Here is a 23166-nt window from a genome sequence, read left to right on the forward strand (position 1 = left end):
GACTCAGCGCTCCTCGGAGATCGGTTCGCGGGTTCGTTGGCGGGCGGTCGGCTCTTCCTCCCAGCGCACGCTGACAATCTGCAGCTCTCGGCCCGCCAGCAGTTCGGGCGTCGGCTCACCGCAGCGCGGACAGCACAGTCGCGGCGGCATGCCCACCGCCCATTCGTCGGCACAAGGTGAGCAGCGTGCCCGGCCGGGCACGGACTCGGTGACCAGCTCAGCTCCCTCGAGGAGGGTTTCGGCGCAGGCGAGTTCGAAGCAGAAGGACAGCGCGTCCGGGACAACGCCGGCGAGCTCGCCGACCTGCAGTCGCACCGAACTGACCGCGGTGACCGTGCCGTTCAGTTCCGCCGCCTCTTGCACCTGGCCGACGACAGCCATGGCGATGGACATCTCGTGCATCGGTCTCCGTCCTGGCAGGGGCCGATCGTGGGGCGGCCAGTGCGCTCGGCTCCATTACAGTGGGCCCGCTGCCGAGCGCCCCCGGGGCTCGCCGACTCCCCTGCACGGGTGCACCGTTCGGCGCAAGCAGGCCGTTACATGTTTCTCATGCGCAGGTAGCGCTGGACGTCGGGCGCGAACTGCCGTGCCAGCGCGGCGAGCGCGAGGACGGCGATGACCCCGATCACGGACTTCTTCATGAACATCTCCTCACTTACGGGCCTCATGGACAGCGGCCCCGACCACAGGCTCCTCGCCCTCACCCACGATCGTCTGGATCAGACGCACGGCTTCCGGAACCGCGGCGGCCACCGGAGCACTCAGACCGATGCCTTCCTCCAGCCAGGCGGGCTCGCAGCCGACCACAACGATGCGGCCGGGAGGTGTCCCGCCGGTCCCGGAGCAGAGGGTCTCCAGCAGGGCCAGGACCGCGTCCGGTGACATGTGGTGGCCGTCGAGCACGGGTCCTTGCGGCGCGATGTCACCAGGCGAGTCGACTTCGATGCGGTAGAGCGTTCCAGGGTCACCGCCGCGGGCGGTGGCGTCGACGAGCACGAAGGTGTCGTATCCGTCGAGCAGTTGGTACGCGAGGTGCACGCCCCGTACACCGACGTCCATGACCTCAACGTGCCCGGGAAGAGGGTGTGTTGCGAGTACGCGCACGGTCTCGACGCCGAATCCGTCGTCGCCGAGAAAGATGTTCCCCACGCCGGCGACGAGCGTTCGTGCGCCGGTCTTGTAGTCCCCGGTCACTCGTCCTCCAGTAGGGCGATTTCGTCGGGCTGGAAGTACAGAAAGCGGCCCTGCTCCCGGCGGATGTCGGCGCCGGGGTCGCCTTCGACGGTCACCGCCAGATGCACGCCCCCGTCGACGTCGTGCAACACGGCCTCGACCAGCGCGGCGCGTCCGTGCAGGAACAGGTCCTGGGCGTCGGTGCGGCGCCGTCCCGGGCGCAGGATCACCCGGCTTCCGGCACTCACCGGCCGGCCGTCGACCGAGATCTCGTCGCGGGCCGGGTCCAGGCCGGCGTCGCCCTCCGGATTCCACCAGGGGGTCTCGGGCATGACGACATGCGGCTGACCCGGCTCGGCGAGAAGGTCCGCTTCGATCTCGTCGCCGGGCTCTTTCGAGGCGGAGCCTGTCACTTCCCGCAGTGAGCGAACCGCGCCGTGCAGGCGTTCCAGCACCTCGGGCGGCATGGATTCGGCCAGGTCGATCACGGCGGCGGCCTTCGCGTCCGTACCGCGGGCCTCACGCTTCTCCTGATCCGTGAGGGCCGCGGTCCGCAGGGCCAGGATCTCGTCGATCTCGGTGGCGTCGTACAGCGCTCCGGGACTTTCGGGGGCTACGGCCGGATGGTCCTCCAGGATGATCGGCGAGGAGAGCATCAGGTCCGCTTGGCCCGGCTCGCCGGCGAGGACCGGCCAGGTGTGCAGGTTGCGGCACGAGGCGACAGCGTCTTTGGCCCATTCCGGAGGATCGGTCATGGAGAGAAACGAGCCTGCGCCGAGACACAGCAACAGGTGCGCGGCGACGAGCGAGTGCGGGAGCGCGGCGTCACGGCCGGCTCCCTCGTCGTCCGGGGACCAGGTGCTGGTGTTCTCCACCACGGCGGTCAGCCGGGAGACCCGGTAGGGGCCGTCGACTTCGCACGTGGACAGACGTACGACTCCGCTGACCTCTTCGCACCGGCGGACCAGTCGTCCCATCAGCCGGCCCTCGGCGTCATGTACGAGTTCGGTCTCCTCGCGCGCGGGGCGGCTGAAGGGGACGGTGATTCCGTCTCCGGCGAGCTCGGCCACGGTGACGGTCACTTCGACGCGTTCCTCCGCGCCCTCGTCCCATGGAACCAGCACCCGGTCCGGGAGCGACAGTTCGGACGTGTCCTCGAACGAGCCGTCCTGGCAGGCCCGTTGCACCGTGCGGCGCTGCGCATGCAAGAAGCGCACCTCGGCCGACAGGGTGGCGCCCGTCCTGGGCTCCATCAGACACTCGGTGTGCTGGAAGTCGTGCTCGTCGCAGTCCGCACCCCAGGCGGGCGGGACCAGCACTCCGAACTGCCAGCGCAGCCGGTTCTTGGCCGCCGACGCCCGATACGGATAGAGCACGTAGCCCTCGAACAGCACCGCGTCGGCCACCGCGCGGGCGGCGGCGAACCGTGACTCCGTCTCCTGGCTGAACACGGCTGTCGTCACGGCGCCGGCCTCTCGGTGGTCTGGGACAGAGCGTCCGCGTCAGAGGATTCAAGGAGGGTGCGCACCGTCGCTTCCCAGGAGGACAGTGCCCGCCGCGAACGGAACGCCAGCAGGTCGTCCATGGTGTCGCGGGGCAGCCTTACCCAGCCGGTGCCCGGGAAGTGCTGGTCGATCATCTCCTGCCACACCTTGACCGGCATGAGGTACGCGGCCTCGCGGTCCCAGGGCACGGGCTCGACGTGGAACCCTCCGGCCCCGGTGAACGCGGTCCCGGAAAAGAGCATGAGGAGCGGCACGTCGCCACTCGACAGAGCGTGGAAGTAGCGGGTGGAGGCGACGTCCATGTCGTACGTGCAGGGCACGACCAGGTCGACTTCCGTCTGCCCGGTGAAACCGGGGACCATGAGGGAGATCTGTGCGAACTGCAGCGGCTGGAGGGTGCTGCCCCAGCGGGCCCGGCGGCCGAAGAGGTCATGCAGTCCTTCGGCCTCGTCGGCGTCGTAGCCGCGCCTGGCCGGTTCGATGCGCAGCTGGCAGCGCAGGGCGAGCGCGTGCACGCGCGCCTGCTCGGACGCGTCGATGCGCAGCCGGAAGACCAGGGTGGGGCCGGCCGCGTACTGGTCCGCGCGCACGCCGACGCAGGAGAACGAGAACTCCGTCATCGACGGTGCGCCTCCTCCGGTGTCCCGGCCCGCTGCGCGATGTGATCGAAGAACGCGGTCAGATCGGCACGGGCCTGTGCCCCGCCGTCGAAGCCCTGCCACAACATGCGCATCCGTCCCACGAGTTCGTAGCAGATGTCGACCGGCACGAGATAGCACTCGGTCCTCTCCTCCACCCGTCGCAGGAGCAACGCCTCCACGTCGGGTTCGAGCAATGCAGCCAGACGGCTCTTGCCGAGTGCGGTCTGCCAGGTGGACGGGTCGAGTTCGCTCTCGGTGGCGCCCGCCGGGCTGGGGTAGAGCGCGACCAGTCTGTCGAGCGAGGCATTGCGGAAGAAGAACGCGACACTGACCGGGATCTGCAGGAGCTCCCAGGCGCCGGGGTCGAGTTGGTGGTCCGGGTCTGCCAGGTAGCGGTCGGGGACGGTGCGGAACCTGCCGCCGCCCGCGCCGCTCTGCTCGAAGAGCGTGGCGCACGGCGTGCAGGCGCAGGCCAGGGCGCGGTTCTCGGTGTCGACCATGTGCCGGTGGTTGCCCTCGTCGATCGGCGCTCCGCACAGTTCGCACGTCTCGGGCCGAGACGTGCGCGGCGTCACGAACCGCCGCAGCCCGGATGCAGGCGGACGAGTCCGCTTGTGCGGCGTGCTCATGGTGTCTTCGGCGAGGCGGGCGCGCTGCCGGCAGCAGTTGAGGGCCGCCGCGAGATCTGCAGCAGAGTGGGTTCCTGCGAGGATTGCGCCCCCTGAATCTCGACCGTCGTCACTTCCGGCGCGAAACAGGCGAGGGCGTCCTCCACCGCCTGACGGCCGGCCGCCGCGGTGCTCGCGCAGCCGCAGCCCGAGCTCTCCGCGGAGCGCAGGTGCAACGTGCCGGTGGCGTCGTCGAAGCTCACCAGCTCGACGGGATAGCCGCGCACGCGGCCCAGGGCACGGGAGATGCGCGTGGCGGTGTCCTCGGGGTGCAGGTCGTGCAGGACGAGCAGGCTGGTGACCAGTTCGTCGTCGAGCAGTGCGGCGAGCGGTTCGCCCCTGGACTCGGGCGCGTCGAGCAGCGTGACCACGCGGGCCAGGCCGGTGCCGTAGAAGTCCATCAGTGCGCGCACCAGTTCCTCGGCCGCACGGGCGGCTTCGGAGTCGCCGTCGGAGGCCAGGTGGTCGATGATTTCCTCGACCCGCCGGCCGGCCTCCTCCGCGTTCACCGCCGTCTTGCCCGACGGCCGGGCCGTGGTGGTGGACCCGCTCATCCGGCCAGCCCGCTCAGTCCGGTGGGCACGTGCATCTTCTGCACGGTCTTGCCGCCTCCTACGTACATGTGGACGCCGCAGGGCAGACAGGGGTCGAAGCTGCGCACGGTCCGCATGATGTCGATGCCCTTGAAGTTCTCCGGGGTGTTCTCCTCGAAGATCGGCGTGTTCTGCACGGCGTCCTCGTACGGGCCGGGCGTCCCGTAGGTGTCCCGCACGCTGGCGTTCCACGGAGTCGGCGGATAGGGATGGTAGTTGGCGATCTTGCCGTCGCGGATCACCATGTGGTGGGACAGGACTCCGCGTACCGCCTCGGTGAAGCCGACGCCCAGGCCCTCGTCCGGCACCTCGAATTTCTCCCAGGTCTGGGTGCGTCCGGCGCGGACTTCCGCCAGGCCCTTCTCGGCGCAGTGCAGGGCGATGGCGGCGGCGTAGGCCTGGAAGTAGGTGCGGGCCCTGTTCCGCTCCAGCGCGTTGCTCCACTTCGGGATCTTCCACTCGAAGCGGGTCTCGGGCTTGGTCATCGTGCGGGGCAGGGTGATGACGACGCTGTTGCCCGTGGCCTTGACGTAGCCGATGTCGACGAGTCCGGACAGTGCGGTCGACCACAGGCGGGCGATGGGGCCCCCGCCGGTGTCGAGCGCCAGGTGGTTCTTGCCGTCGAACCAGCGAGGGGACATCACCCAGCTGTAGTTGCCCTCGAAGTCGCGCTTCTGGGGGGCGGGGATCGTGTGCTGGTTCCAGGGGTGGCGCGGGTCGACCGGATTGCCGAGCGGGTCGTGGGTGACGAACTGTTCCTGGCCCTGCCAGTCCTCGTAGTACGAGCTGCCGAGCAGGATCCGGATGCCGAGGTTGATCTCGGTGAGGTCGTTCGTGACGAGTTTGCCGTCCACAATGATGCCCGGGGTGACGAACATCTTCCGTCCCCAGTTGCTCATGTTGGCGTACGTGAAGTCGCAGTACTCGGGGTCGTTGAGCGCGCCCCAGCAGCCGAGCAGCACGCGGCGGCGTCCGACTTCCTCGTACCCGGGCAGGGCCTCGTAGAAGAAGTCGAACAGGTCGTCGTGCAGGGGGACGACGCGCTTCATGAACTCCACGTACCGCATGAGGCGGCTCATGTAGTCGGTGAAGAGCTGGACCGACGCGATCGTGCCCACGCCGCCCGGGTAGAGCGTGGAGGGGTGCACATGGCGGCCCTCCATCAGGCAGAACATCTCCCGCGTGTAGCGGCTGACCTGGAGGGCCTCGCGGTAGAACTCGCCCTCGAGCGGGTTGAGCGAGCGCATGATGTCGGCGATCGTGCGGTAGCCGTGCTCTGCGGCGTGCGGTGCCTCGGTGCGCTCGGCGAGTTCCAGCACGCCGGGGTTGGTCTCGCGGACCATCTTCTCGCAGTAGTCGACCCCGACCAGGTTCTCCTGGAAGATGTTGTGGTCGAACATGTACTCAGCGGACTCGCCGAGGTTGATGATCCACTCGGCCAGGTGCGGCGGTTTCACTCCGTACGCCATGTTCTGCGCGTACACGGAGCAGGTGGCGTGGTTGTCGCCGCAGATGCCGCAGATTCGGCTGGTGATGAAGTGCGCGTCGCGGGGGTCCTTTCCCCGCATGAAGACGCTGTAGCCGCGGAAGACCGACGACGTGCTGTAGCACTCCGCCACCCGCTTCTGCTTGAAGTCGATCTTGGTGTGGATGCCGAGGCTTCCCACGATCCGGGTGATCGGATCCCAGGACATCTCCACGAGGCCGTTGCTGTCGGTCTTCGTCTTTGGTGCCATCTTCTGTGCAGCGCCCTTCATCAAGTCTTCGTACGGGAGGTCGAATCACCTGGGACGGCCACCCCGAGGGCGCCGTGCGGGACACTCCTTCACCACGGCGGCCGGTATCCGGTCGTCAACTCCTTGCCGCGGTGGCGCCACCTGGGCTCCTTGTCCACGGTCCTGGCCGTGATGGAGCGGAGCTTTCGGATCGCCGACCCGTACGCGCCGCTCGTCCCGCTGGACAGCTTGCTGCCGGGCGGCTCGTCCATGAACGGCATGAACTTGTCGGGGAAGCCGGGCATGGTGCAGGCGATGCAGATGCCACCGACATTCGGACAGCCGCCGATGCCGTTCATCCAGCCGCGCTTGGGCACGTTGCACTTGACGACGGGACCCCAGCAGCCCAGTTTGACCAGGCACTTGGGCGAGTCGTAGGTGGCGGCGAACTGGCCCTGCTCGTAGTAGCCGGCCCGGTCGCAGCCCTCGTGGACGGTGGCCCCGAACAGCCAGGTCGGACGCAGCTTGTCGTCCAGCGGAATCATCGGGGCCGACCCTGCCGCCTGGTAGAGCAGATAGGTCAGAGTCTCGGAGAAGTTGTCCGGCTGGATGGGGCATCCCGGTACGCACACGATCGGGATGCCTGCCTGGGACTTCCAGTCCCAGCCGAGATAGTCGGGCACTCCCATGGCACCGGTCGGGTTTCCCGCCATCGCGTGGATGCCGCCGTAGGTGGCACAGGTCCCGATGGCCACGACGGCCAGCGCTTTGGGCGCGAGCCGGTCGATCCACTCGCTCGTCGTGATCGGCTGCCCCGTCTCCGGATCGTCACCGAACCCGCACCAGTAACCCTCCGGCTTGATGGCCTCGTTGGGGATCGATCCCTCGACGACCAGCACGAAGGGGTCGATCTCGCCGCGCTCCCCCTTGAAGAACCACTCGATGAAGGTGTCCGCGCCGCCTACTGGCCCGCATTCGAAGTCGATCAGCGGCCAGTGGACGGCGATCTTCGGCAGGCCGGGCAGCACGCCGAGCACGATCTCCTCGATGCTCGGCTGCATGGCCGCTGTCAGGGCCACGGAGTCGCCGTCGCAGCTCAGTCCCGCGTTGATCCAGAGGATGTGAATCGTCGGGGATTCTTCCTCCGTCGGCAGACCGGGCACGTCGGAGTCGGCCACGGTCGGCGTTGCTGCATCCATAGGGATGACTCCTAAGGGGGAGGAGTACAACAAAAGGGCATATATCGCCCCTCGTATTCCTTGATAGCAGGCACCCGGTCAGTGCGCGACGTGGCCGTGCGCGTGCGCGCGCAGACCACCCGGACAGGTCACCGACCCGCCGCACCGGCGCGGATCAGGTGGGACGGCGCCTCGGTGGAGGGCTGCTTACGAACGAATGCACGCCGCAACGCGTGGTAGGGGGCATGGGGATCCGAGAAGGTGCGGAGCATGCTGGAGAGCTCCGCTTCCCGGTAGCGGGACAGCGGCTTGACCGATTCGTCCCGCTCCCGTGTCTGCTTCTTCGCCGCGATGCGCTCCTGCATCCCGGAGGAATGGGCGAGCCGGACGGCCAAACGGGTCACCTCGCCGGAAAAGTCCTGGGGGCAGCACTCGACGAGGCGGTCCACCAGACCCGGCCGCAGCCCCGCCGACGCGCTCACCGGCAGCGCCTCCCGCATCAGTCGGTCGGCCACGTCAGCGCCTACGCGGCGCGGCAGCGTGTAGGTCCAGTACTCGGACCCGTACAGCCCCATCAGACGGTAGTGCGGGTTGAGCACCACGCCCGCACGGCACCACACTTCGTCCGCGGCGAGGGCCAGCATGGCCCCGCCCGCGGCCGCGTTGCCGCCCAGGGCGCTGACAACCAGCCGGTCAGTGGTGGTCAGGACGGCCTCGACCAGGTCGTTCATCGCGTTGATGTTGGCCCAGGACTCGGCGCCCGGATCATCGGACGCCTCAATCACGTTCAGGTGGATCCCGTTGGAGAAGAAGTCCCGGGTGCCACCGAGGACGAGCACGGCAGTGGGTCGCGAGCAGGCGGCCCAGTAGGCGTCGAGCAGGCGCCGGCAGTGCGACGTGCTCATGGCGCCGCCCGGGAAGGAGAAGGACAGGAACCCGACCGCCCCCTCCTCGCGATAGCTGATGTCGGACCACGTACGCCGGCCATGGTCCGCGTCGGGCGCGAAGACGCTCTCCGGAAGCTCGGGGAGCCGTTCGGCGAGGGCCTGAACGGCCGGCAGCTTGAACGGCCTGGGCTCCCCCGGCCTGCGGCGGGGCCTCAGTTCGGGAATCCATACGGCGCCGTCCACGGTCGCCCGGCAGATCGCCCCGGCCCTGGTGGCGAGCAACTCCCCTGGGCGCCCCTTCAGTTCGTCCTCCGGGTGGCCCCCGTGCAAATGCCACTCGCTGCCCAGGAGTTCGTCCAGCACGCCCGGGGACGAGTCGGCAGCGCGCAGCTTGCGCACCACGGTCTCGGTGCTGTCCCGCGCCCAGCGGATGCGCCGCAGGCTCTGGGGGTAGGAGGGGCGGGTCCCTGCCGCCGCCCTGTTCCTCACCTGAGCCTGGGGCAGGGGCGAGTAAGTGCCCGAGGCGAATCGGTCGACGGCCAGGAGCACCGCGTCCGTCGCGGCGTCCGACACCTCGTTCCGGTACAGGTCGCTCTTGCCGACCGGAGACACCAGGAAGCCGGCCCATGCCCACACGTCGCCGGCGTCCATCTCGCCATTGGCCTGGAGCACGGTGACCCCCCAGCGGTCCACGCCCGCGCTGATCGCCCAGTCGAGCGAGGAGGGGCCCCGGTCACCGACGGGGCCGGGGTGAACGATGAGGCAGGTGTGCTCCCGCCACACATCCTCGGGGATGGCCCTCTTCAGCATGGGCGCGATGACCAGCTCCGGCTTACAGGCGCCGAGTGCGGCGCGCAGCGCATCGTCTGTGGATGCGAGATGCACGTCCAGACTGTGGCCTCGGTCCCGCAATTCGGCGTGGACGCGCTGAGTGAGACTGTTGAACGCGCTCGCCACCAGCAGAATGTGCACGGCAACCTCCCGTAGCCCCGCGGCTGCAAGACCGGAGCGGGGGTCCGGTCGCCCGACAGCCTCGGACACGGGGCAGGAGGCACACCGGAGGCGGGCCGCACCGTCACTCCAAAGCGCCGAGATTGACGACCACTCGGCGCACGTGCGAGTCGTCGACAGCGACGTCAGGACAGGTCCCTCGCCAGACGACATCGCACGCCGGCAGCGCCGGACCATCGGACGGCAAACCCATCAGAGTCTGTAGCGGTCGGAGTGCCTGCCGGGGTCAGCGTGCTGGGTTGCCGAACTCGACCTCAACCGTGGACGCGCCGCGCAGCTGGGCAACGCATTCGGCCTCATCGCCCAGTTGTCCGCGGAGCCTGGCGCTCGATGGCTGAAACGTCTCGACCGACAGTGCGAGCTTGCGACCGCTCTTGCGGGGCCGCCAGATTCCGGCGATTCTTCCGTCGGCCAGTACCGCGCCGGGCGCGCCGACGGTCTTCCATACGTCCCGCTGGTGTTTCTGGTCGACGATGGTGTCCCGGTCACGTAGTTGGGTGTACGGGTCGCTCGGTGGCAGCAGCCGCACCCCGCGCGCCTCCGTCCGCGGCGACCGCAGGGTGTCCAGGTCCTCGGCGAGAATCCACGCCCGGCCGCCGTTGAATTCGACCGGGGTGAGTTCGTCCTCCAGTGTGGTCCACCACAGGTCTGCGTCGCCGGCCTGGACACCGAGCCAGGCGGCGAAATCCTTGCGGGTGGACGGGCCGTAGCACTGCAGGTAGCGACGCAGCAGTGCGGCGCGGGCTTGCTCGGGGCCGACCTGCCGCAGCGGTTCGCCCAGCCATTCCCGTACCAGGACGAACGGCGCCTTGTTCCCGCTGCGGGGTGCGAAGCAGACGATGCCGCGAAGCGTCAGCATCCGGATGCTGAAGTGCACGACCGCCTCGCCGAGCGGGAGATTCCGACCGTAAGGGCCTTCCGCCTGCCAGATCTTGCGCCGGGCGGCCGGCAGTCTTCCCACGATGCGTTCTGCCAGCTCTCGACCGAGTTCGTTGATCGCCAACTGCCGCCCGGACAGCACGGGCCCGATCTCGTCGGCGGTGAGATCGACAGCCTCGTCCACACCCATCCCGAGCGTGCGCAACCCACCCTCGACGCCGCTGATCAAATGCAGTCGCGCCGTCTCGGTGGCCGGCAGGACGCCGGTGGTGAAAACCGGTGCGTCGACGGTCGGGAAGAAGAACGGGGACCCCCGCATGCACCAGGTCTGCAGCAGGCTCTTCTCCTCGCCCACGAGGTGGTCGACGCGGCCCTGCGTCACGTCCTCGACGCGGGCATGCAGGGCGAGCAGCGCCGAACCCGGCGGAGTGTTCTGGATTCCGCACGCCCCTGCCACCTCGTGCAGGCCATCGGCCGGTTGCCGCATCGCGAGGTGGTGCGCGTGCAGCCGAAACGCGATGACGGCGCCGGCTTGCACCTTGGCGGCGGTGCCGCCGGCGCACTTACGAGATGTCAGGACCCGCCTCCCGCAATTCCAGTGGTACGCGATCGCCGTCGCCCACGACCCCTCACATCAACGGCCGCCACACCAACGTCCCGATTCAACGGCTCAACAGGAGCCGATCTTAGGCAGGCTCGGTGTTGTCCGAGGCGCGGCAGAGATCACGGAGTGTCGCACGAGGCGCTGCCGGCACATGTGCGGAACGTCGTAGTGACGGCCGCGCGGCCCGGCGCGCATGTCTCCGGGCCTCGTCGGCACGTCACGACAGGGGAAGCCGCATGAGCGTCAGGTCCAGCCACCGGCCGAACTTCGTTCCGACCTCGCGCACCGTGCCGGCATGCTGGAAACCGAAGCCTTCATGCAGCCGGATGGAGGCCGTGTTGCCGGCTTCGATCCCCGCGATCATCACGTGGTGGCCGGCCTTGCGCGCGCCGGAGATGAGAACGGTCAGCAGCCCGGAGCCGATGCCGAGTCCCTGGAGTCCCTCGCGGACGTAGACGGAATTCTCCACCGTGTGACAGAAGCCGTCGAAGTCCTTCCAGGGGCCGTAGACCGCGAACCCGGCGACCTCGCCCTCGACCTCGGCGACGAATGCCGAGCCACGGTTCAGGTGCGTGGTGAGCCAGGCCGCCGCTTCGGCGGAGGTCTGGGTGCGGGTCGTCCAGAGAGCCGTGGAGTGCTCGATCGCGTGATTGCGGATGCCTCGCACAGCCTCGGCGTCGCCGGGGTGTGCCGTGCGGACGCTGACCGCAACCCCCGACTTCTCGTATATTAGATTCATGTCCAACATGGTAGACCCACTGGTGGCGCAGATCGCGGCTCGCATTCGCGTCGAGCGAGAGCGGCGCCGGTGGACGCTGGCGCAGCTCGCCGACGCGTCCGGGGTGTCCCGCGCCATGATCCACCGGATCGAGCGCGGTGAAAGCAGCCCCACCGCCGCGATCCTGGGCAAACTGTCCGCCGCCTTCCAGCTCAGCGTCTCCTCCTTGTTCGCCCTCGCGGAGGGCGCGGCCGAAGCGCCGGCCGACGACGCGGTTCCCGACGGCGAGAGCGGTTCCGCGGGGGTGCGCCGCCAGGGCGAGGCAGTGGAGTGGACCGATCCCGCCACCGGGTACCGCCGCCGCCAGATCACCGGCCTGAAATTCCCCACTGAGGTCGCCGAGATCCGCCTGCCCGCCGGTGCCCGCGTGCCGTATCCCGCCGCCGCCTTCGCGTTCCTGCGACAGGTGGTCTGGGTGCTCGACGGGCATCTGACCTTCCACGAGGGCGATGCGGTGCATGAACTCGACGCGGGGGACACGATCGAACTGGGCGAACCCTCCCCGCGCGTCTTCGCCAACACCAGCACGGCCGAATGCCGCTACGCCGTCATTCTGGCCCGGGGGACGAGGCCGTGAGCCCAGCCCCGAGCTGACTTGCGCGTTGCGTCACGTCCACCGGCTCATTCGGAGCCACACGAGCCAGGCCCCCGGCCTCGGCCCCGGCCCATGCCCCGGGGAGGTCGGAGCACAGAGGCAGAGCGAGAGCCGGGGGCCGGGCCAGGGTCCCGTGTCAGCGCCCCGCGCGCGCCGTGTGGGCGAGGTCCATGTCCGTCGTCTCCGGGGCCAGGAAGTGGGAGACCAGACCGCCGAGCGCGAGCACCGCCGCGCCGACCAGCAGGACGAATCGCGGGCCCACGTGTTCCAGTCCCATCGGCAGCAGGAACGTACCGATCGCGGCGCCCACCCGGCTGATGGCCGCCGCGAATCCGACGCCCGTGGTGCGCAGCGCGGTGGGGAAGACCTCCAGCGGATACACCGCCGTCAGCGCGCTGGACGCCGCGTTGAGGAAGATGAAGAACAGGAAGCCGCCCACCACCACAGGTGTGACGTCCGGCCACATGGCCACGAGGGCGAGGCAGACCGCGGTGATCCAGAACGGGGGGATCAGGAGCTTGCGGCGGCCGATGCGTTCGACCACGAGGCAGCCGAGCGTCACACCGGCGACGGCGGTGAACGCGTAGACGAGGAGTGCGGCGACCGCGTTGTCGCCCATGTTCAGGGCCTCGAACACCTCGCTCCAGAAGGCGCCGATCGCGAAGTACGGCAGGACGAGCGCCGCCCAGAACGTGCCGGCGAAGACGGTCGCCCGCAGGTGCTTGCGGCTGAACAGGGCCCGGAATCCCGCCTGTTCACCGGTCTCGGCGAGTTCGGCGTCCGCGTCGAGCTCGATGCCGTACCGCTCGATGAGCGTCTGGGCCTCCTCGGTGCGCCCCTTGCTGAGGAGCCAGCGCGCCGACTCCGGCACGCCCCCGCGCAGTGCCAGACAGGCGACGGCGATGACCGCGCCGCTGGACAGGGACCAGCGCCAGCCGCCGTCCATCTCGGCGAACAGGGCGCCGACCACGGTGGCCAGGGCGTATCCCACGTACCAGCTGATCTCCAGGCTGCCGAGCAGCCGGCCGCGGCCCTTGCTGGGCGCGTACTCGGACAGCAGGGGTGCGCCCACCGCGTACTCGCCGCCGATCGCCAGGCCCATCACCAAGCGGATCAGGAAGAGTTGGGTGCCGTCCGCCACGAAGAACTGGGCCACCGAGCTGATCAGGAAGATCAGCATGTCGACCATGAAGACGGGGCGGCGGCCGAACCGGTCGGCGAGCCAGCCGAAGACCGGTCCGCCGAAGAAGATGCCGATCAGCGGTGAGGCTCCGACCAGGCCCTGGGCGACGGTGCCCAGGTGCAGGTCCGCGGTGAGCGCGGCCATCGCCATGCCGATGCCGCCGATGACGTAGCCGTCCAGGCCCTGGCCCAACTGGGTCGCGGTCTTCAGGCGGAAGTGCAGCCGGGCCCGGTCGCGGGGGCTGCCCGCCGCGGGCGAGCCGTGAGGGCGTTGGGAGACAGGCGTCATTGCCATGGGGACTCCGTAGGTAGTGAGGGCAGGGGCGAGCCGGGATTCAGGGGGTGGGCCAGTCCAGGGCGACGTACTTGGTCTCCAGGAACGCCTCGATTCCTTCGCGGCCTCCCTCGCGGCCGATGCCGGACTGCTTGACGCCGCCGAAGGGGGCGGCCGTGTCGGAGATCAGGCCGCGGTTGAGGCCGACCATGCCGGCCTCCAGGCGCTCGGCGATCCGCAGGCCGCGGGCCAGGTCACGGGTGTAGACGTACGAGGCGAGGCCGTACGCGGTGTCGTTGGCGGCGGCGAGCATCTCCTCCTCGTCGGCGAAGGTGACGAGGAGGGCGACCGGGCCGAAGACCTCGGTGTGCAGGATGTCGGCGTCGGCGGGGACGTCGGTGAGGACGGTGGCCGGGTGGTACCAGCCGCCGTCGGCGGGGACCTCGCCCTGCGCGGCGATCCGGGCGCCGCGGTTCACGGCGTCGGCGACGAGGCCGGAGATCCGTTCCACCGCCGCCGGGTTGATCACCGGGCCGAGGGTGACACCCTCGGCGAGGCCGGGCCCGGCCTTGACCTCACGCATCGCGGCGCCGAACTTCTCGGTGAACTCCGCTGCCACGTCGCAGTGCACGTAGAACCGGTTGGCGGCGATGCACACCTCTCCCCCGCCACGCATCTTGGCGTCCATCGCACCGCGTACGGCGGCGTCGATGTCGGCGTCGGCGAGGACCACGAACGGGGCGTTGCCGCCGAGTTCCATCGTCACGTTGACGACGTGGTCGGCGCACTGGCGCAGCAGGACGCGGCCGGTCGCGGTGGAGCCGGTGAAGGAGAACTTGCGAACGCGGTCGTCGTCCAGCCAGGCGGAGACGGTCTCGGGGGCGCGGTCGGTCGGAGTGACGTTGAGCAGGCCGGCCGGCAGGCCGGCCTCGGCCAGCAGCGCGGCGACGGCCAGCGCGGTCAGGGGCGTCTCGGGCGCCGGCTTGAGCACCACGGGGCAGCCGGCCGCGAGCGCCGGGGCGATCTTGCGGGTGGCCATCGCCGCGGGGAAGTTCCACGGCGTCACGAACGCGGTGACGCCGACGGGTGCCTTGAGGATCGCGTGCCGGAAGCCGCCCGCCGGCGCCTCGCCGAAGCCGGAACCGATGCGCACGGCCTCCTCGGCGAACCAGCGGAAGAACTCGGCGGCGTAGCCCACCTCGGCCTTGGCGTCGCGGTACGCCTTGCCGTTCTCCAAGGTGATGAGCCGGGCGAGGGCGTCGCTGTGCTCGTGCATCAGGCGGAAGGCGCCGGTGAGGATCTCGGAGCGGCGGCGGGCCGGGGTGCGCCGCCACTCCTCGGCCGCGGCCGACGCGGCATCGACGGCGTCCGCCGCGTCCTTCGCCGAGGCGGCGCCGACCTCACGGACGACCTCGCCGGTGGCCGGGTCGTACACCGGGTACGTACGGCCGTCGGACGCGGCGCGCCACTGCCCGCCGATCCACAAGTCTCCTTCTCCATAAGGCGACTTGACGATGCCCTCGATAGCGGTGGCGAGATCGGTTTCGACGGCGAGGTCGATGTCCATGGACTGCTCCTTGTACCGGGTCACGGGTGCTCAGGGCGCACGGAACCGGCAGGTGGAAGAAAGTGTTGCCAAGCAGACCGGCCAAGAAGGGCGTGCCGAAGGGCAGGCCCGGTGCGGGGCGGGGACGTCTCTGGGGTCTCTGTCCGTCGCGCTGGGGCCGGGATGCGAGGAATTTACGGGCCGTTAACCGCCGGGAACAAGACGTCTGTGGCGATCGAGACGTGAGTTGCGCTCAGCGCAACCGCTCCCCGTACCTCCGCCTACTGCCGCGGCTCCCAGCCGAGCTGGGCCGACACCTTCGCCGCGGCGGCCGCGGCGGCCCGTCCCGCGTGGTCGAGGCGCGCCGCGAAACGCTCGGCGGGCGCGGTGACGTTCAGGGCGGCCACGACCCGGCCGCGGAAGTCGCGCACCGGGGCGGAGACGCCGACGAGCCCGGCCTCGAACTCCTCGACCTCCCGGGCGAATCCCTCCGCCTCGGCCCGCCGGATGCGGGACCAGAGGTCGGGCACCGACACCTCTTCGGTGGTCCCGAACCGCACGTACAGCTCGTCGGGGCTGGCGCCCTCCAGAAGCACCGGCCCCGCGGAGGTGATCCAGGCGGAGCAGCCGCGGCCCTCCCATTCGCGCAGCCGGTAGGAGTGCCCGGACACCGAGAGCAGGGTGCGCACCTCCCTGTCGTGCAGCACGCACAGGTGGGTGGTCTCCTCCAGGTCCGCGGCCAGCCGGTGCATGACCGGCCCCGCCACGCGTACGACCCTGCTCTCCGAGGTCCGCGCGACCAGCGAGAACAGTCGCCAGCCGAGCCGGTACTCGAGGCTGTCGGGGTCCCGCTCGACGATGCCCTCGTCGGCGAGCGCCTTCAGCGCCCGGGACACCTGGCTCTTGTCGCGCCCCACCAGCTGGGCTATGCGTACGACGCCGAGGCCGCCCGTGCGGTGGGCCTCGGGCGAGCCGAGGGCTTCGAGGAGGTCGACGTCGCGGCGCAGGCCGTGGCCTTGGCTGCGGACGGACCGGGGGACGTTCGCTTCGTTCACGCTCGCATCGTAAAGGCGTCGCCCCGCCGGCGAAGTGCCAGGTCAGAGTGTGGTCACGCGCGGGGCCGGCGCCGGTGGGAGCGTGGGGGTTGCGCGCATCGCAACCCCGGTTTCGATTTCCGGTGCGGGCTTGCACGCCGGTCGCGCGGCGGCCTAGTTTCGCCGAGCAGCCGGCCGAAGGCGGGTACGTACCGCCGGTGCGGCTGCGTCTCGTGCCGCGAGTCGGCACACCCTTCAACTCGTCCGGCGAGCCCGCCTGTTGGGCCTTCCGCGCCCCTGGCCCGATCGCACCCTGTCCCGCCCTGATCCTCGTACGGGAGCACCACCATGTCCTTTGCCACCACCGCCCTCATCGGTGAAGCCTTCGTCGGCGACGGCGCCAACGCCGCGCACACCAACATCGTCCTCGGCCGCAAGGGCGGTCCGGTGGAGACCGCGTGGGCCACCGCCCTGGCCACGCCGAGCGCGGGGCACGTGCCGTTCATGACGGTCGTGCGCCCTTCGGTGCCGGTGAAGCCGCTGACACTGTTCGTCAACAAGGCGGCTGCCGACGGGGAGCTGCACGAGCGCGCCACCTGGGGCTCGGCCCAGGCGGGCCTCGCGCAGGGGGTCGCCGACGCCGTACTCGACGGGACCGTCCCCGCCGACGAGGCGGACGACTTGCTGATCATCGCCGCGATCTGGGTCAATCCGCGCGTCGACGACCTCGACGAGTCCTTCCGTAACCAGCGCGTCGCCGCCCACCAGGCGCTGCGCGCCGCCGTCGAGGGCCGGCCGGCAGCCGGGGACGTGATCGACGCGGTCAAGTCCGGTGTCACCAACCCGTTCTACACGCCGTCGCCGCAGCAGCTCGCGGACTCGGCACCCAAGGCCTGACCATCCGCTCAACTCCCCATCCCCGCACCAGACTTACGGCATTCCCCTTACACCCTCGTACGCCGCTGCAGTAAGGAAAGATCATGAGGATCGGATTCATCGGTCTCGGCAACATGGGCGGCCACATGGCCCGTCACCTCATCCAGGCCGGGCACCAGGTGACGGTGCACGACACCCGCCCCGAGGCCGCCGCCGAGCACGTGGCACTCGGTGCCGCGTGGGCGGAGACCGCCGCTCTGTGCGCGAGCGACGCCGAGGTCCTGGTGACGATGCTGCCCAACCCGCGCATCGTCGAGGACGTGCTGCTGCGCGGCGCGGTCGCCGAGGCGCTGCCCGCCGGGTCCCTCTGGATCGACATGTCGACGTCCACGCCGGCCGCCGCCGACCGGGTCGCCGCCGAGGTGCTCGACAAGCGCGGTGTGCGCCGGCTCGACGCACCGGTGAGCGGTATGGCGCACGGCGCCAAGGCCGGGATGCTGCAGATCTTCGTCGGTGGCTCCGACGCCGACTTCGCGGCGGCGCTGCCCGTGCTCGAGGTGATGGGTGACCCCGGCCGCATCCTCCACGTGGGGCCGCTGGGCGCCGGTTACACGGTCAAACTCATGATCAACCTGCTCTGGTTCACCCACCTCACGGCCTCCGCCGAGGTCCTGGCGATGGGCGTGAAGGCCGGCGTCGGCCTGGACACCCTGCGCAACGCGCTCCTGGCCAGCCCGGCCGCCTCGAACTTCCTCGAGAACGACATCATGTCCATCCTGACCGACGGGGACTACGACGACTCCTTCGCCATGGCACTCGCCTGCAAGGACCTCGGGCTCGCCGTGGACCTGGGCCGCGACATCGGTGTCTCCACCGAACTGTCGGCCCTGGTCGAGCAGATCTACCGCCGCTCCAAGGCCCAGCACGGCGACCTGGCGGGCGAGATGAGCCCGGTCCGTCTCTACGAGTCCCTGGCGGGCCAGGAATTCCGGCTCCCGGCGACGCAGGCACCGGAGGCGGGCACGCCGGCGGCCGTGTGACCGGAGAGGGCCGGGTGGCATGAGGTAGCGCTTGGGCCCGGTGCCAATGTGGCACGGGGCCCAGGTGGTGTGCTCCCCCGCACCTCCGTACCCGCCTCCGTATGGCTCCGTGCACGCGCGGGTGCGAACGGGCGCGGCTTCCGAGTCCTCACCGCCCGCCCCGCTGTCCACTGGGAACAGGAGGTCACTCGACAGGCACGTCCGGCCGGATGATCGTCACCGCGCACGGAGCGTGCTGCGCCACCCGCTGGCTGACCGAACCGAGCAGCGCCCGTCGGAAGCCGCCGTGGCCGCGGCCGCCCACGACCAGCATCTCGGCGCCCTCGGCGGCATCCACCAGAACGTCGGCCGCATTGCCGCGCACCAGGCGTTCGTGCACCAGGGAGCCGCCGTTCTCGCCGAGGACGGCGCGGACCTCCTGGACCAGACCCTGCTCGGCCTGCTCCAAGTCGAAGTCGGCGTCCACCGCCGGGGCCGACCACGACGCCATACCAGGTACCTCCCACGCCGACACGGCCTCTACCGTCCCGCCCACCAGGTCCGCGTACCGGACCGCCCAGCGCAGCGCGGCCTGCGACGAGGGCGAACCGTCGATGCCCACCACGATCCTCGGCAGCCTGTCCATCGCGTTCACCCTTCCGACGCCTTTACCTCCACAGTGTCCGAAACCCGTACACGCCGCCACGCGAGGCGGCCGGCAGTCGGCGACGGGCCGTAGTCGGCCTGTGCGAGCAGGGCACCTCCGGGGCCCACAGCGTGGAGCGGCCACGCCCCGTCCACCCGCCGGCCGGACCGACAGGGCCGGCCACCACGACGTACAAGGTCGAAGCTCGCGGCCTCACGCGTCCGGGACCCAGCTCCCGTGGAAGCCGAGCGGTATCCGTCCCGGCAGGTGGATGCGGGCCAGAGGGCGGGCGGTGAAGTCCTGGGCGGAGAGGATGACCAGGTCACTCGCTCCGCGGTCGGGATTGTGCACGTAGGACAGGAGGTAGCCGTCGTCCTCGTCCCGTGCTCCGCGGCGGGGTACGAACACCGGCTCTCCGGCCGCCGCGCCGTGCGGGAAGCGGTGTACCTGCCGGCTGTCTCGCAGCATGTCGTGCTTGACCAGGCAGTTGGTGAACTTGTCGTCCGGGGGCACCCCGTCGACCGTTTCGTAGGCGCGCCACATCTCCGCGGCGCTCGCCGTGTACGCGAAGCGGTGCCGCCGCGACACCAGGGACTCGTTGACGCGCGGGAACTCCTGCGGCAGGTCGTCGAGCCGGGTGCTGGTCACGCGTCCGGCCCGCAGGTCGATCGTCCAGCGGTCGAGCGCGGGTGTGCCGGTCGCTGAGGGCCCGCCGTTGCCCCGGCCCGCGGCGTAGAACGGCGCGGGCATCGTGGTGAGTTCCACGACGATGGTGTCGCCCTGGTCGTACGCGTTGAGCGTGTGCGAGTAGTACACCGGATCGATCGCGAACCAGCGGGTGGCGCCGCCGGTCCGCGGCATCACGCCCACCCGCATCGGGTGCTTCGGGTTCCACACGTAGGGCACGAGTGCGCCCGCCTCGGCGGCTGCCATAGGGCACGAGTGCGCCCGCCTCGGCGGCTGCCATGTCGAAGGTGATCGGCACGTCGACGATCACCACGTACTTCCCGGTCAGGGCGAAGTCGTGCATCATCGGCGCGTCCGCGACCGGGATCCTGGTGGTCCGTGCCACCCGGCCGGTCCCGTCGATCACGAGGTGCCGCACGTGGTCCCAGGCCGGGTAGTACGTCACCGCGTGCAGTTCGTCCGCCGCCGCGTCGTACTTGGTGTGCGCGGTGAACGCGCCCTCCAGCGTGGAGCGGAAGTCGTAGGGCCGCACCGTGTTGAGTTCGCCGTCCAGTTCGTACGGCAGCGGGCCGCTCTCCTGGAGGGCCAGGATGCGCCCCTTGTACGGGATGACGTGGGTGTTGCAGGCGAAGTCGTCCGGCGGCACCTCGCCCGGGTACGGCTCGCCCAGTTTCCGTGCCACCTGCGACGAACGCACCCAGCGGTTGCGGTACCACTCGGCGCGCCCACCGCGCAGCCGCACCCCGTGCACCATGCCGTCGCCGAGCATCCAGTGGTGCGCCCGGGGGTCCTCAACGCCCAATGCGTTAGGGCCTGTTCGCAGATAGCGACCGTCCAGGTCACGCGGAACCCGGCCCGTCACCTCGAGGCCGAACGCGGTGAGTTCCTCGGTGACCGGCGCGAACGCGCCCTCCAGGAACGGAGTTGACCCACCTCCCCCGGCCCCCGCGGCACGAGTCGCGGCCTGCGCCTCGGTGGCTTGGTGACCGGGACCGTAACCCCCGACGACGCTTCCGGCTGCCGCGATGGCCGCTCCCTGGAGGATCCTTCGGCGTGTGTGACCGCTCATCGCTCTTCCCCGTCCTTGGCCGGTGCCCCGGCGGGTCCTCGCCGGTGCTGGGAAAAGCCTGCCGCGCGGCCGACGGCGAGTCAGTCGGTCTGAGGCCCGGGTGGGGGTGGTGCCGGCAACACCCCATCCGGGTCGCTAACCGGGAACGTCAGCCGTGTCTCGGCCGGCGGGAACGTCAGCCGCGTCAGAACCCCCGGCCAGCCGCAGTGCCGCGACGGCCGCCAGGCCCGCCGCGATGCCAAAGGTGAGTGCGGCCGGGACGCCGATGCCGAGCGCCGAGAACCGGTGCACAGGCCCGTACACGCCGGCCGTGTCGTCGATCGCCATGTGCAGCACTTGGCTCGCCAGCAGCCCCAGTACGGTTGCGCAGACCGCGCCCACCGCCATCGCCGGCACCGTGGCGCGCGTGAGCAGGCCGGGCAGCAGTCGCAGCGCCCACCACACCACGGCCAGCATGAGCACGTCGACGGCGCGGTACAGCAGCCAGTCCCCGAGCCCAGTGCCTCCAGGGCCCGTCCAGCCGCCGAGCAGCAGCCACTGGCGCAGCAGGTCGCCGGGCTCGGACAGCATTCCCGCGCCGCCGAACGAGGTCTGGATCCAGGCCGCCACCGATTGGTACGAGAGGACCACCAGCGACAACGCGACCACCACTGTCCCCACGCTCGCGGCCAGGCGGGCAGCGCGCGGCGGCACGCTGCGCCGGGGCAGCGGCTCCTCACCCTTGGCGGTGACACGCGCCACGATCACCGTGACCACGGCGGTCAGCAGTCCTGCGAACACCGCGACCGGGCCGCTCGACGCGACCGCACTCGCCAGTGCCGGCAGGACCCGGTAACTGCCGTGCCCCCTCGACGCGATCAGCCACGGCGCCGAGACGGTCACGGCCAGCGTTCCGGCCACCGGGGCCCAGGCCCACAGCGCGAGCAGGGTGGCCGGCGTGCGGCCCTGCGTCGGCGGGAGCCTGCGGACCAGAAGCATGGCGCCGGCCAGGAAGAACACGAAGACCGCCACGAATCTGATCTGCATCGCGGTGCTGTACAGATCGGCGTACTGGGTGCTTCCGCCCATCGCTGTGCTTCCGCCCACAGGCCCGCCTGACATCAGCTCCGCCGGGACGTCGTACGACCACGGTGCGAGCCATCGCACGAGTTCGCTCACGGACTGTGGGTCGAACACGCTCGTGGTGCCGCGCAGTTGCAGTGCCTGCGTGCTCGCCCCCGCCCACCACAGCAACAGCGTGATCAGCAACCCTCCGACCAGTGCCGGTGTCACCGCGCGCCGGTATGTCATGTGTCGTCCCCCGCCTTGGCTCTGCAGCCGTGTGTGCTGCGATGGGCGGAAGAATAAGGGGTGGCGATCTCGCAGGGGCGCGACGTGGGAACTTCCCGTCCCCATCACGCGTTACGGCGGACGACCTGCGCCGCGGCCGCCGACCCCTCCACATGCCGACCGGCGCGTCAGGACGCGTTCGCGCTGCTGTCCCAGACGCGGTCGGCCGCCGCGCAGGAGGCGGGCCGGTTCGACGCGGAGATCGTGCCACTGGACACGACCAAGCTCGTACAGGACAAGGCGACCGGCGAGGTGCGCCGGGAGCAGTTCACGCTCACCGCCGACGAGGGCAATCGGCCCGGTACGACCCTTGACGGTCTCGGCACGTTGAAGGCGGTACTGCCGGACGGCACCGCGGGAGCCGTCTCGACGGTGACGGCCGGCAATTCGTCCCAGCTCTCGGACGGGGCGTCGGCGTCGGCCCTGATGGAGGCCGCGGAGGCCGAGCGGCGCGGGCTCGAGCCGCTCGGGGCGTACCGTGGCATGGCCGTGGCCGGGTGCGGGCCCGACGAGATGGGCATCGGTCGGTGTTCGCGATCCCCGAGCTCCTGAAGGAACACGGGCTCTCGGCCGACGACATCGGCCTGTGGGAGCTCAACGAGGCGTTCGCTTCCCAGGCGGTGCACTGCCGGGACGCGCTCGGCATCGATCCCGACCGGTGCAATGTCGACAGTGGCGCGATCGCGGTCGGCCATCCGTACGCCATGACCGGGGCTCGCCTCGTCGGCCATGCGCTCGTGGAAGGACGGAGGCGCGGTGTCCGCCATGTGGTGATCACCATGTGCATCGGCGGCGGGATGGGGCCGCCGGGCTCTTCGAGGTGCTGTGACGGGTCCGAGGGGTCCGAGGGATTCTGAGAGGTTCTGAACGGCTCGGTGCCCGTGCCGCCCGCCACGGGCACCGGAGCCATCAGCGCGTACGGACTACTGCGCGGCCGACGTGGTCGCGCGTGTCTACAGCGCGCCCTTCTCGGCGTCTCCCGCCGGAAGGCCGTCGAAGACGGCGACATCCGCCGGTCCCTCCAGCGCGTCCTTCAGCGCGCGTCCGATCCCGGCGAGCGCGGCGCCCTTGCCGTGGGTGTGGAGCGCTTCCTTGGACTCCCATTTCTCGACCATGACGAAGTGGCCGGTGGTGCCGGTCTTGCGGTGCAGGGCCCAGCGGGCGCACCCCGGCTCCGCGTGCACATCGGCCGCGGCTTCCCGCAGCGTCTTCTCTACGAGTTCCTCCTGGCCGGGCTTGGCGATCATGGTGGCGATGACGACGTACGACATGGGGTG

General features: G+C 70.3%; 23 protein-coding genes and 1 pseudogene. 5 read left to right on the forward strand and 19 right to left on the reverse strand.

The window, feature by feature from the left end:
• Positions 1-3: 3 nt before the first annotated feature.
• The 12 genes from ACWIGU_RS04865 to ACWIGU_RS04920 form a co-directional block, all read right to left on the reverse strand.
• Entirely contained in the window at positions 4-402 is a 399-nt protein-coding gene (locus tag ACWIGU_RS04865) for a hydrogenase maturation nickel metallochaperone HypA/HybF (RefSeq protein WP_454397481.1), read from the reverse strand.
• A gap of 134 nt (positions 403-536) precedes the next feature.
• Positions 537-641, reverse strand: a complete 105-nt coding sequence (locus ACWIGU_RS04870) for a DUF6893 family small protein (protein ID WP_454397483.1) — start codon at positions 639-641, stop codon at positions 537-539.
• A 10-nt stretch (positions 642-651) separates the two neighbouring features.
• Entirely contained in the window at positions 652-1194 is a 543-nt protein-coding gene (locus ACWIGU_RS04875; RefSeq protein ID WP_454397485.1) for a hydrogenase maturation protease, read from the reverse strand.
• The gene (locus ACWIGU_RS04880; protein ID WP_454397487.1) at positions 1191-2636 is read right to left on the reverse strand and encodes a hypothetical protein; all 1446 of its coding nucleotides are present in this window, start codon (positions 2634-2636) and stop codon (positions 1191-1193) included. The genes ACWIGU_RS04875 and ACWIGU_RS04880 overlap by 4 nt, the downstream gene beginning before the upstream one ends.
• Entirely contained in the window at positions 2633-3298 is a 666-nt protein-coding gene (locus ACWIGU_RS04885) for a DUF6084 family protein (protein ID WP_454397489.1), read from the reverse strand. Before ACWIGU_RS04885 ends, ACWIGU_RS04880 begins: the two co-directional genes overlap by 4 nt.
• Positions 3295-3948: a DUF5947 family protein gene (locus tag ACWIGU_RS04890; protein ID WP_454397491.1), complete on the reverse strand. Its 654-nt coding sequence runs from the start codon at positions 3946-3948 to the stop codon at positions 3295-3297. The genes ACWIGU_RS04885 and ACWIGU_RS04890 overlap by 4 nt, the downstream gene beginning before the upstream one ends.
• Positions 3945-4541, reverse strand: a complete 597-nt coding sequence (locus ACWIGU_RS04895) for a hypothetical protein (RefSeq protein ID WP_454397493.1) — start codon at positions 4539-4541, stop codon at positions 3945-3947. The genes ACWIGU_RS04890 and ACWIGU_RS04895 overlap by 4 nt, the downstream gene beginning before the upstream one ends.
• A complete protein-coding gene (locus tag ACWIGU_RS04900) occupies positions 4538-6316 on the reverse strand; it encodes a nickel-dependent hydrogenase large subunit (protein WP_454398581.1) in 1779 nt (592 codons plus the stop codon). Before ACWIGU_RS04900 ends, ACWIGU_RS04895 begins: the two co-directional genes overlap by 4 nt.
• 89 nt (positions 6317-6405) lie before the next feature.
• The gene (locus ACWIGU_RS04905; RefSeq protein ID WP_454397494.1) at positions 6406-7494 is read right to left on the reverse strand and encodes an NADH-quinone oxidoreductase subunit B family protein; all 1089 of its coding nucleotides are present in this window, start codon (positions 7492-7494) and stop codon (positions 6406-6408) included.
• A 128-nt stretch (positions 7495-7622) separates the two neighbouring features.
• The gene (locus ACWIGU_RS04910; protein ID WP_454397496.1) at positions 7623-9332 is read right to left on the reverse strand and encodes a hydrogenase maturation protein; all 1710 of its coding nucleotides are present in this window, start codon (positions 9330-9332) and stop codon (positions 7623-7625) included.
• 265 nt (positions 9333-9597) lie between these two features.
• On the reverse strand, positions 9598-10788 hold the full coding sequence (locus tag ACWIGU_RS04915; protein ID WP_454397498.1) for a winged helix DNA-binding domain-containing protein: 1191 nt from the start codon (positions 10786-10788) through the stop codon (positions 9598-9600).
• 283 nt (positions 10789-11071) lie between these two features.
• Positions 11072-11593, reverse strand: coding sequence for an N-acetyltransferase family protein (locus ACWIGU_RS04920; RefSeq protein WP_454397500.1), 522 nt, complete (start codon positions 11591-11593; stop codon positions 11072-11074).
• On the opposite strand from ACWIGU_RS04920, the gene ACWIGU_RS04925 reads away from it, so the two are divergent.
• Entirely contained in the window at positions 11592-12209 is a 618-nt protein-coding gene (locus ACWIGU_RS04925) for a helix-turn-helix domain-containing protein (protein WP_454397502.1), read from the forward strand. The two genes, ACWIGU_RS04920 and ACWIGU_RS04925, sit on opposite strands and share 2 nt — an antisense overlap.
• Before the next feature lie 154 nt (positions 12210-12363).
• Here ACWIGU_RS04925 and ACWIGU_RS04930 read toward each other — a convergent pair whose 3' ends face one another.
• The 3 genes from ACWIGU_RS04930 to ACWIGU_RS04940 form a co-directional block, all read right to left on the reverse strand.
• Positions 12364-13704, reverse strand: coding sequence for an MFS transporter (locus ACWIGU_RS04930; protein ID WP_454397504.1), 1341 nt, complete (start codon positions 13702-13704; stop codon positions 12364-12366).
• A gap of 40 nt (positions 13705-13744) precedes the next feature.
• A complete protein-coding gene (locus ACWIGU_RS04935) occupies positions 13745-15250 on the reverse strand; it encodes an NAD-dependent succinate-semialdehyde dehydrogenase (protein WP_454397506.1) in 1506 nt (501 codons plus the stop codon).
• 260 nt (positions 15251-15510) lie between these two features.
• Positions 15511-16284: an IclR family transcriptional regulator gene (locus tag ACWIGU_RS04940; protein WP_454397508.1), complete on the reverse strand. Its 774-nt coding sequence runs from the start codon at positions 16282-16284 to the stop codon at positions 15511-15513.
• A gap of 327 nt (positions 16285-16611) precedes the next feature.
• On the opposite strand from ACWIGU_RS04940, the gene fae reads away from it, so the two are divergent.
• Entirely contained in the window at positions 16612-17160 is a 549-nt protein-coding gene (fae, locus tag ACWIGU_RS04945; protein WP_454397510.1) for a formaldehyde-activating enzyme, read from the forward strand.
• Between the two features lie 83 nt (positions 17161-17243).
• The gene (locus tag ACWIGU_RS04950; protein ID WP_454397511.1) at positions 17244-18179 is read left to right on the forward strand and encodes an NAD(P)-dependent oxidoreductase; all 936 of its coding nucleotides are present in this window, start codon (positions 17244-17246) and stop codon (positions 18177-18179) included.
• A 184-nt stretch (positions 18180-18363) separates the two neighbouring features.
• On the opposite strand, the gene ACWIGU_RS04955 is transcribed toward ACWIGU_RS04950, so the two are convergent.
• From ACWIGU_RS04955 to ACWIGU_RS04965, 3 genes and pseudogenes are all read right to left on the reverse strand, one after another.
• Positions 18364-18804 carry a universal stress protein gene (locus ACWIGU_RS04955; protein WP_454397513.1) on the reverse strand — a complete coding sequence of 147 codons (441 nt, stop codon included), beginning with the start codon at positions 18802-18804 and terminating at the stop codon, positions 18364-18366.
• A 213-nt stretch (positions 18805-19017) separates the two neighbouring features.
• Positions 19018-20560, reverse strand: a pseudogene (locus tag ACWIGU_RS04960) (carotenoid oxygenase family protein).
• A 135-nt stretch (positions 20561-20695) separates the two neighbouring features.
• A complete protein-coding gene (locus ACWIGU_RS04965; protein ID WP_454397514.1) occupies positions 20696-21850 on the reverse strand; it encodes a hypothetical protein in 1155 nt (384 codons plus the stop codon).
• A gap of 84 nt (positions 21851-21934) precedes the next feature.
• On the opposite strand from ACWIGU_RS04965, the gene ACWIGU_RS04970 reads away from it, so the two are divergent.
• Both ACWIGU_RS04970 and ACWIGU_RS04975 read left to right on the forward strand, forming a co-directional pair.
• Positions 21935-22441: a thiolase family protein gene (locus tag ACWIGU_RS04970; RefSeq protein WP_454397516.1), complete on the forward strand. Its 507-nt coding sequence runs from the start codon at positions 21935-21937 to the stop codon at positions 22439-22441.
• Positions 22417-22746, forward strand: a complete 330-nt coding sequence (locus ACWIGU_RS04975; protein WP_454397518.1) for a hypothetical protein — start codon at positions 22417-22419, stop codon at positions 22744-22746. The genes ACWIGU_RS04970 and ACWIGU_RS04975 overlap by 25 nt, the downstream gene beginning before the upstream one ends.
• A gap of 96 nt (positions 22747-22842) precedes the next feature.
• Here ACWIGU_RS04975 and ACWIGU_RS04980 read toward each other — a convergent pair whose 3' ends face one another.
• Entirely contained in the window at positions 22843-23160 is a 318-nt protein-coding gene (locus ACWIGU_RS04980; protein WP_454397520.1) for a putative quinol monooxygenase, read from the reverse strand.
• Positions 23161-23166 lie beyond the last annotated feature (6 nt).

It is taken from the genome of Streptomyces sp. NPDC055400 (assembly GCF_053644375.1).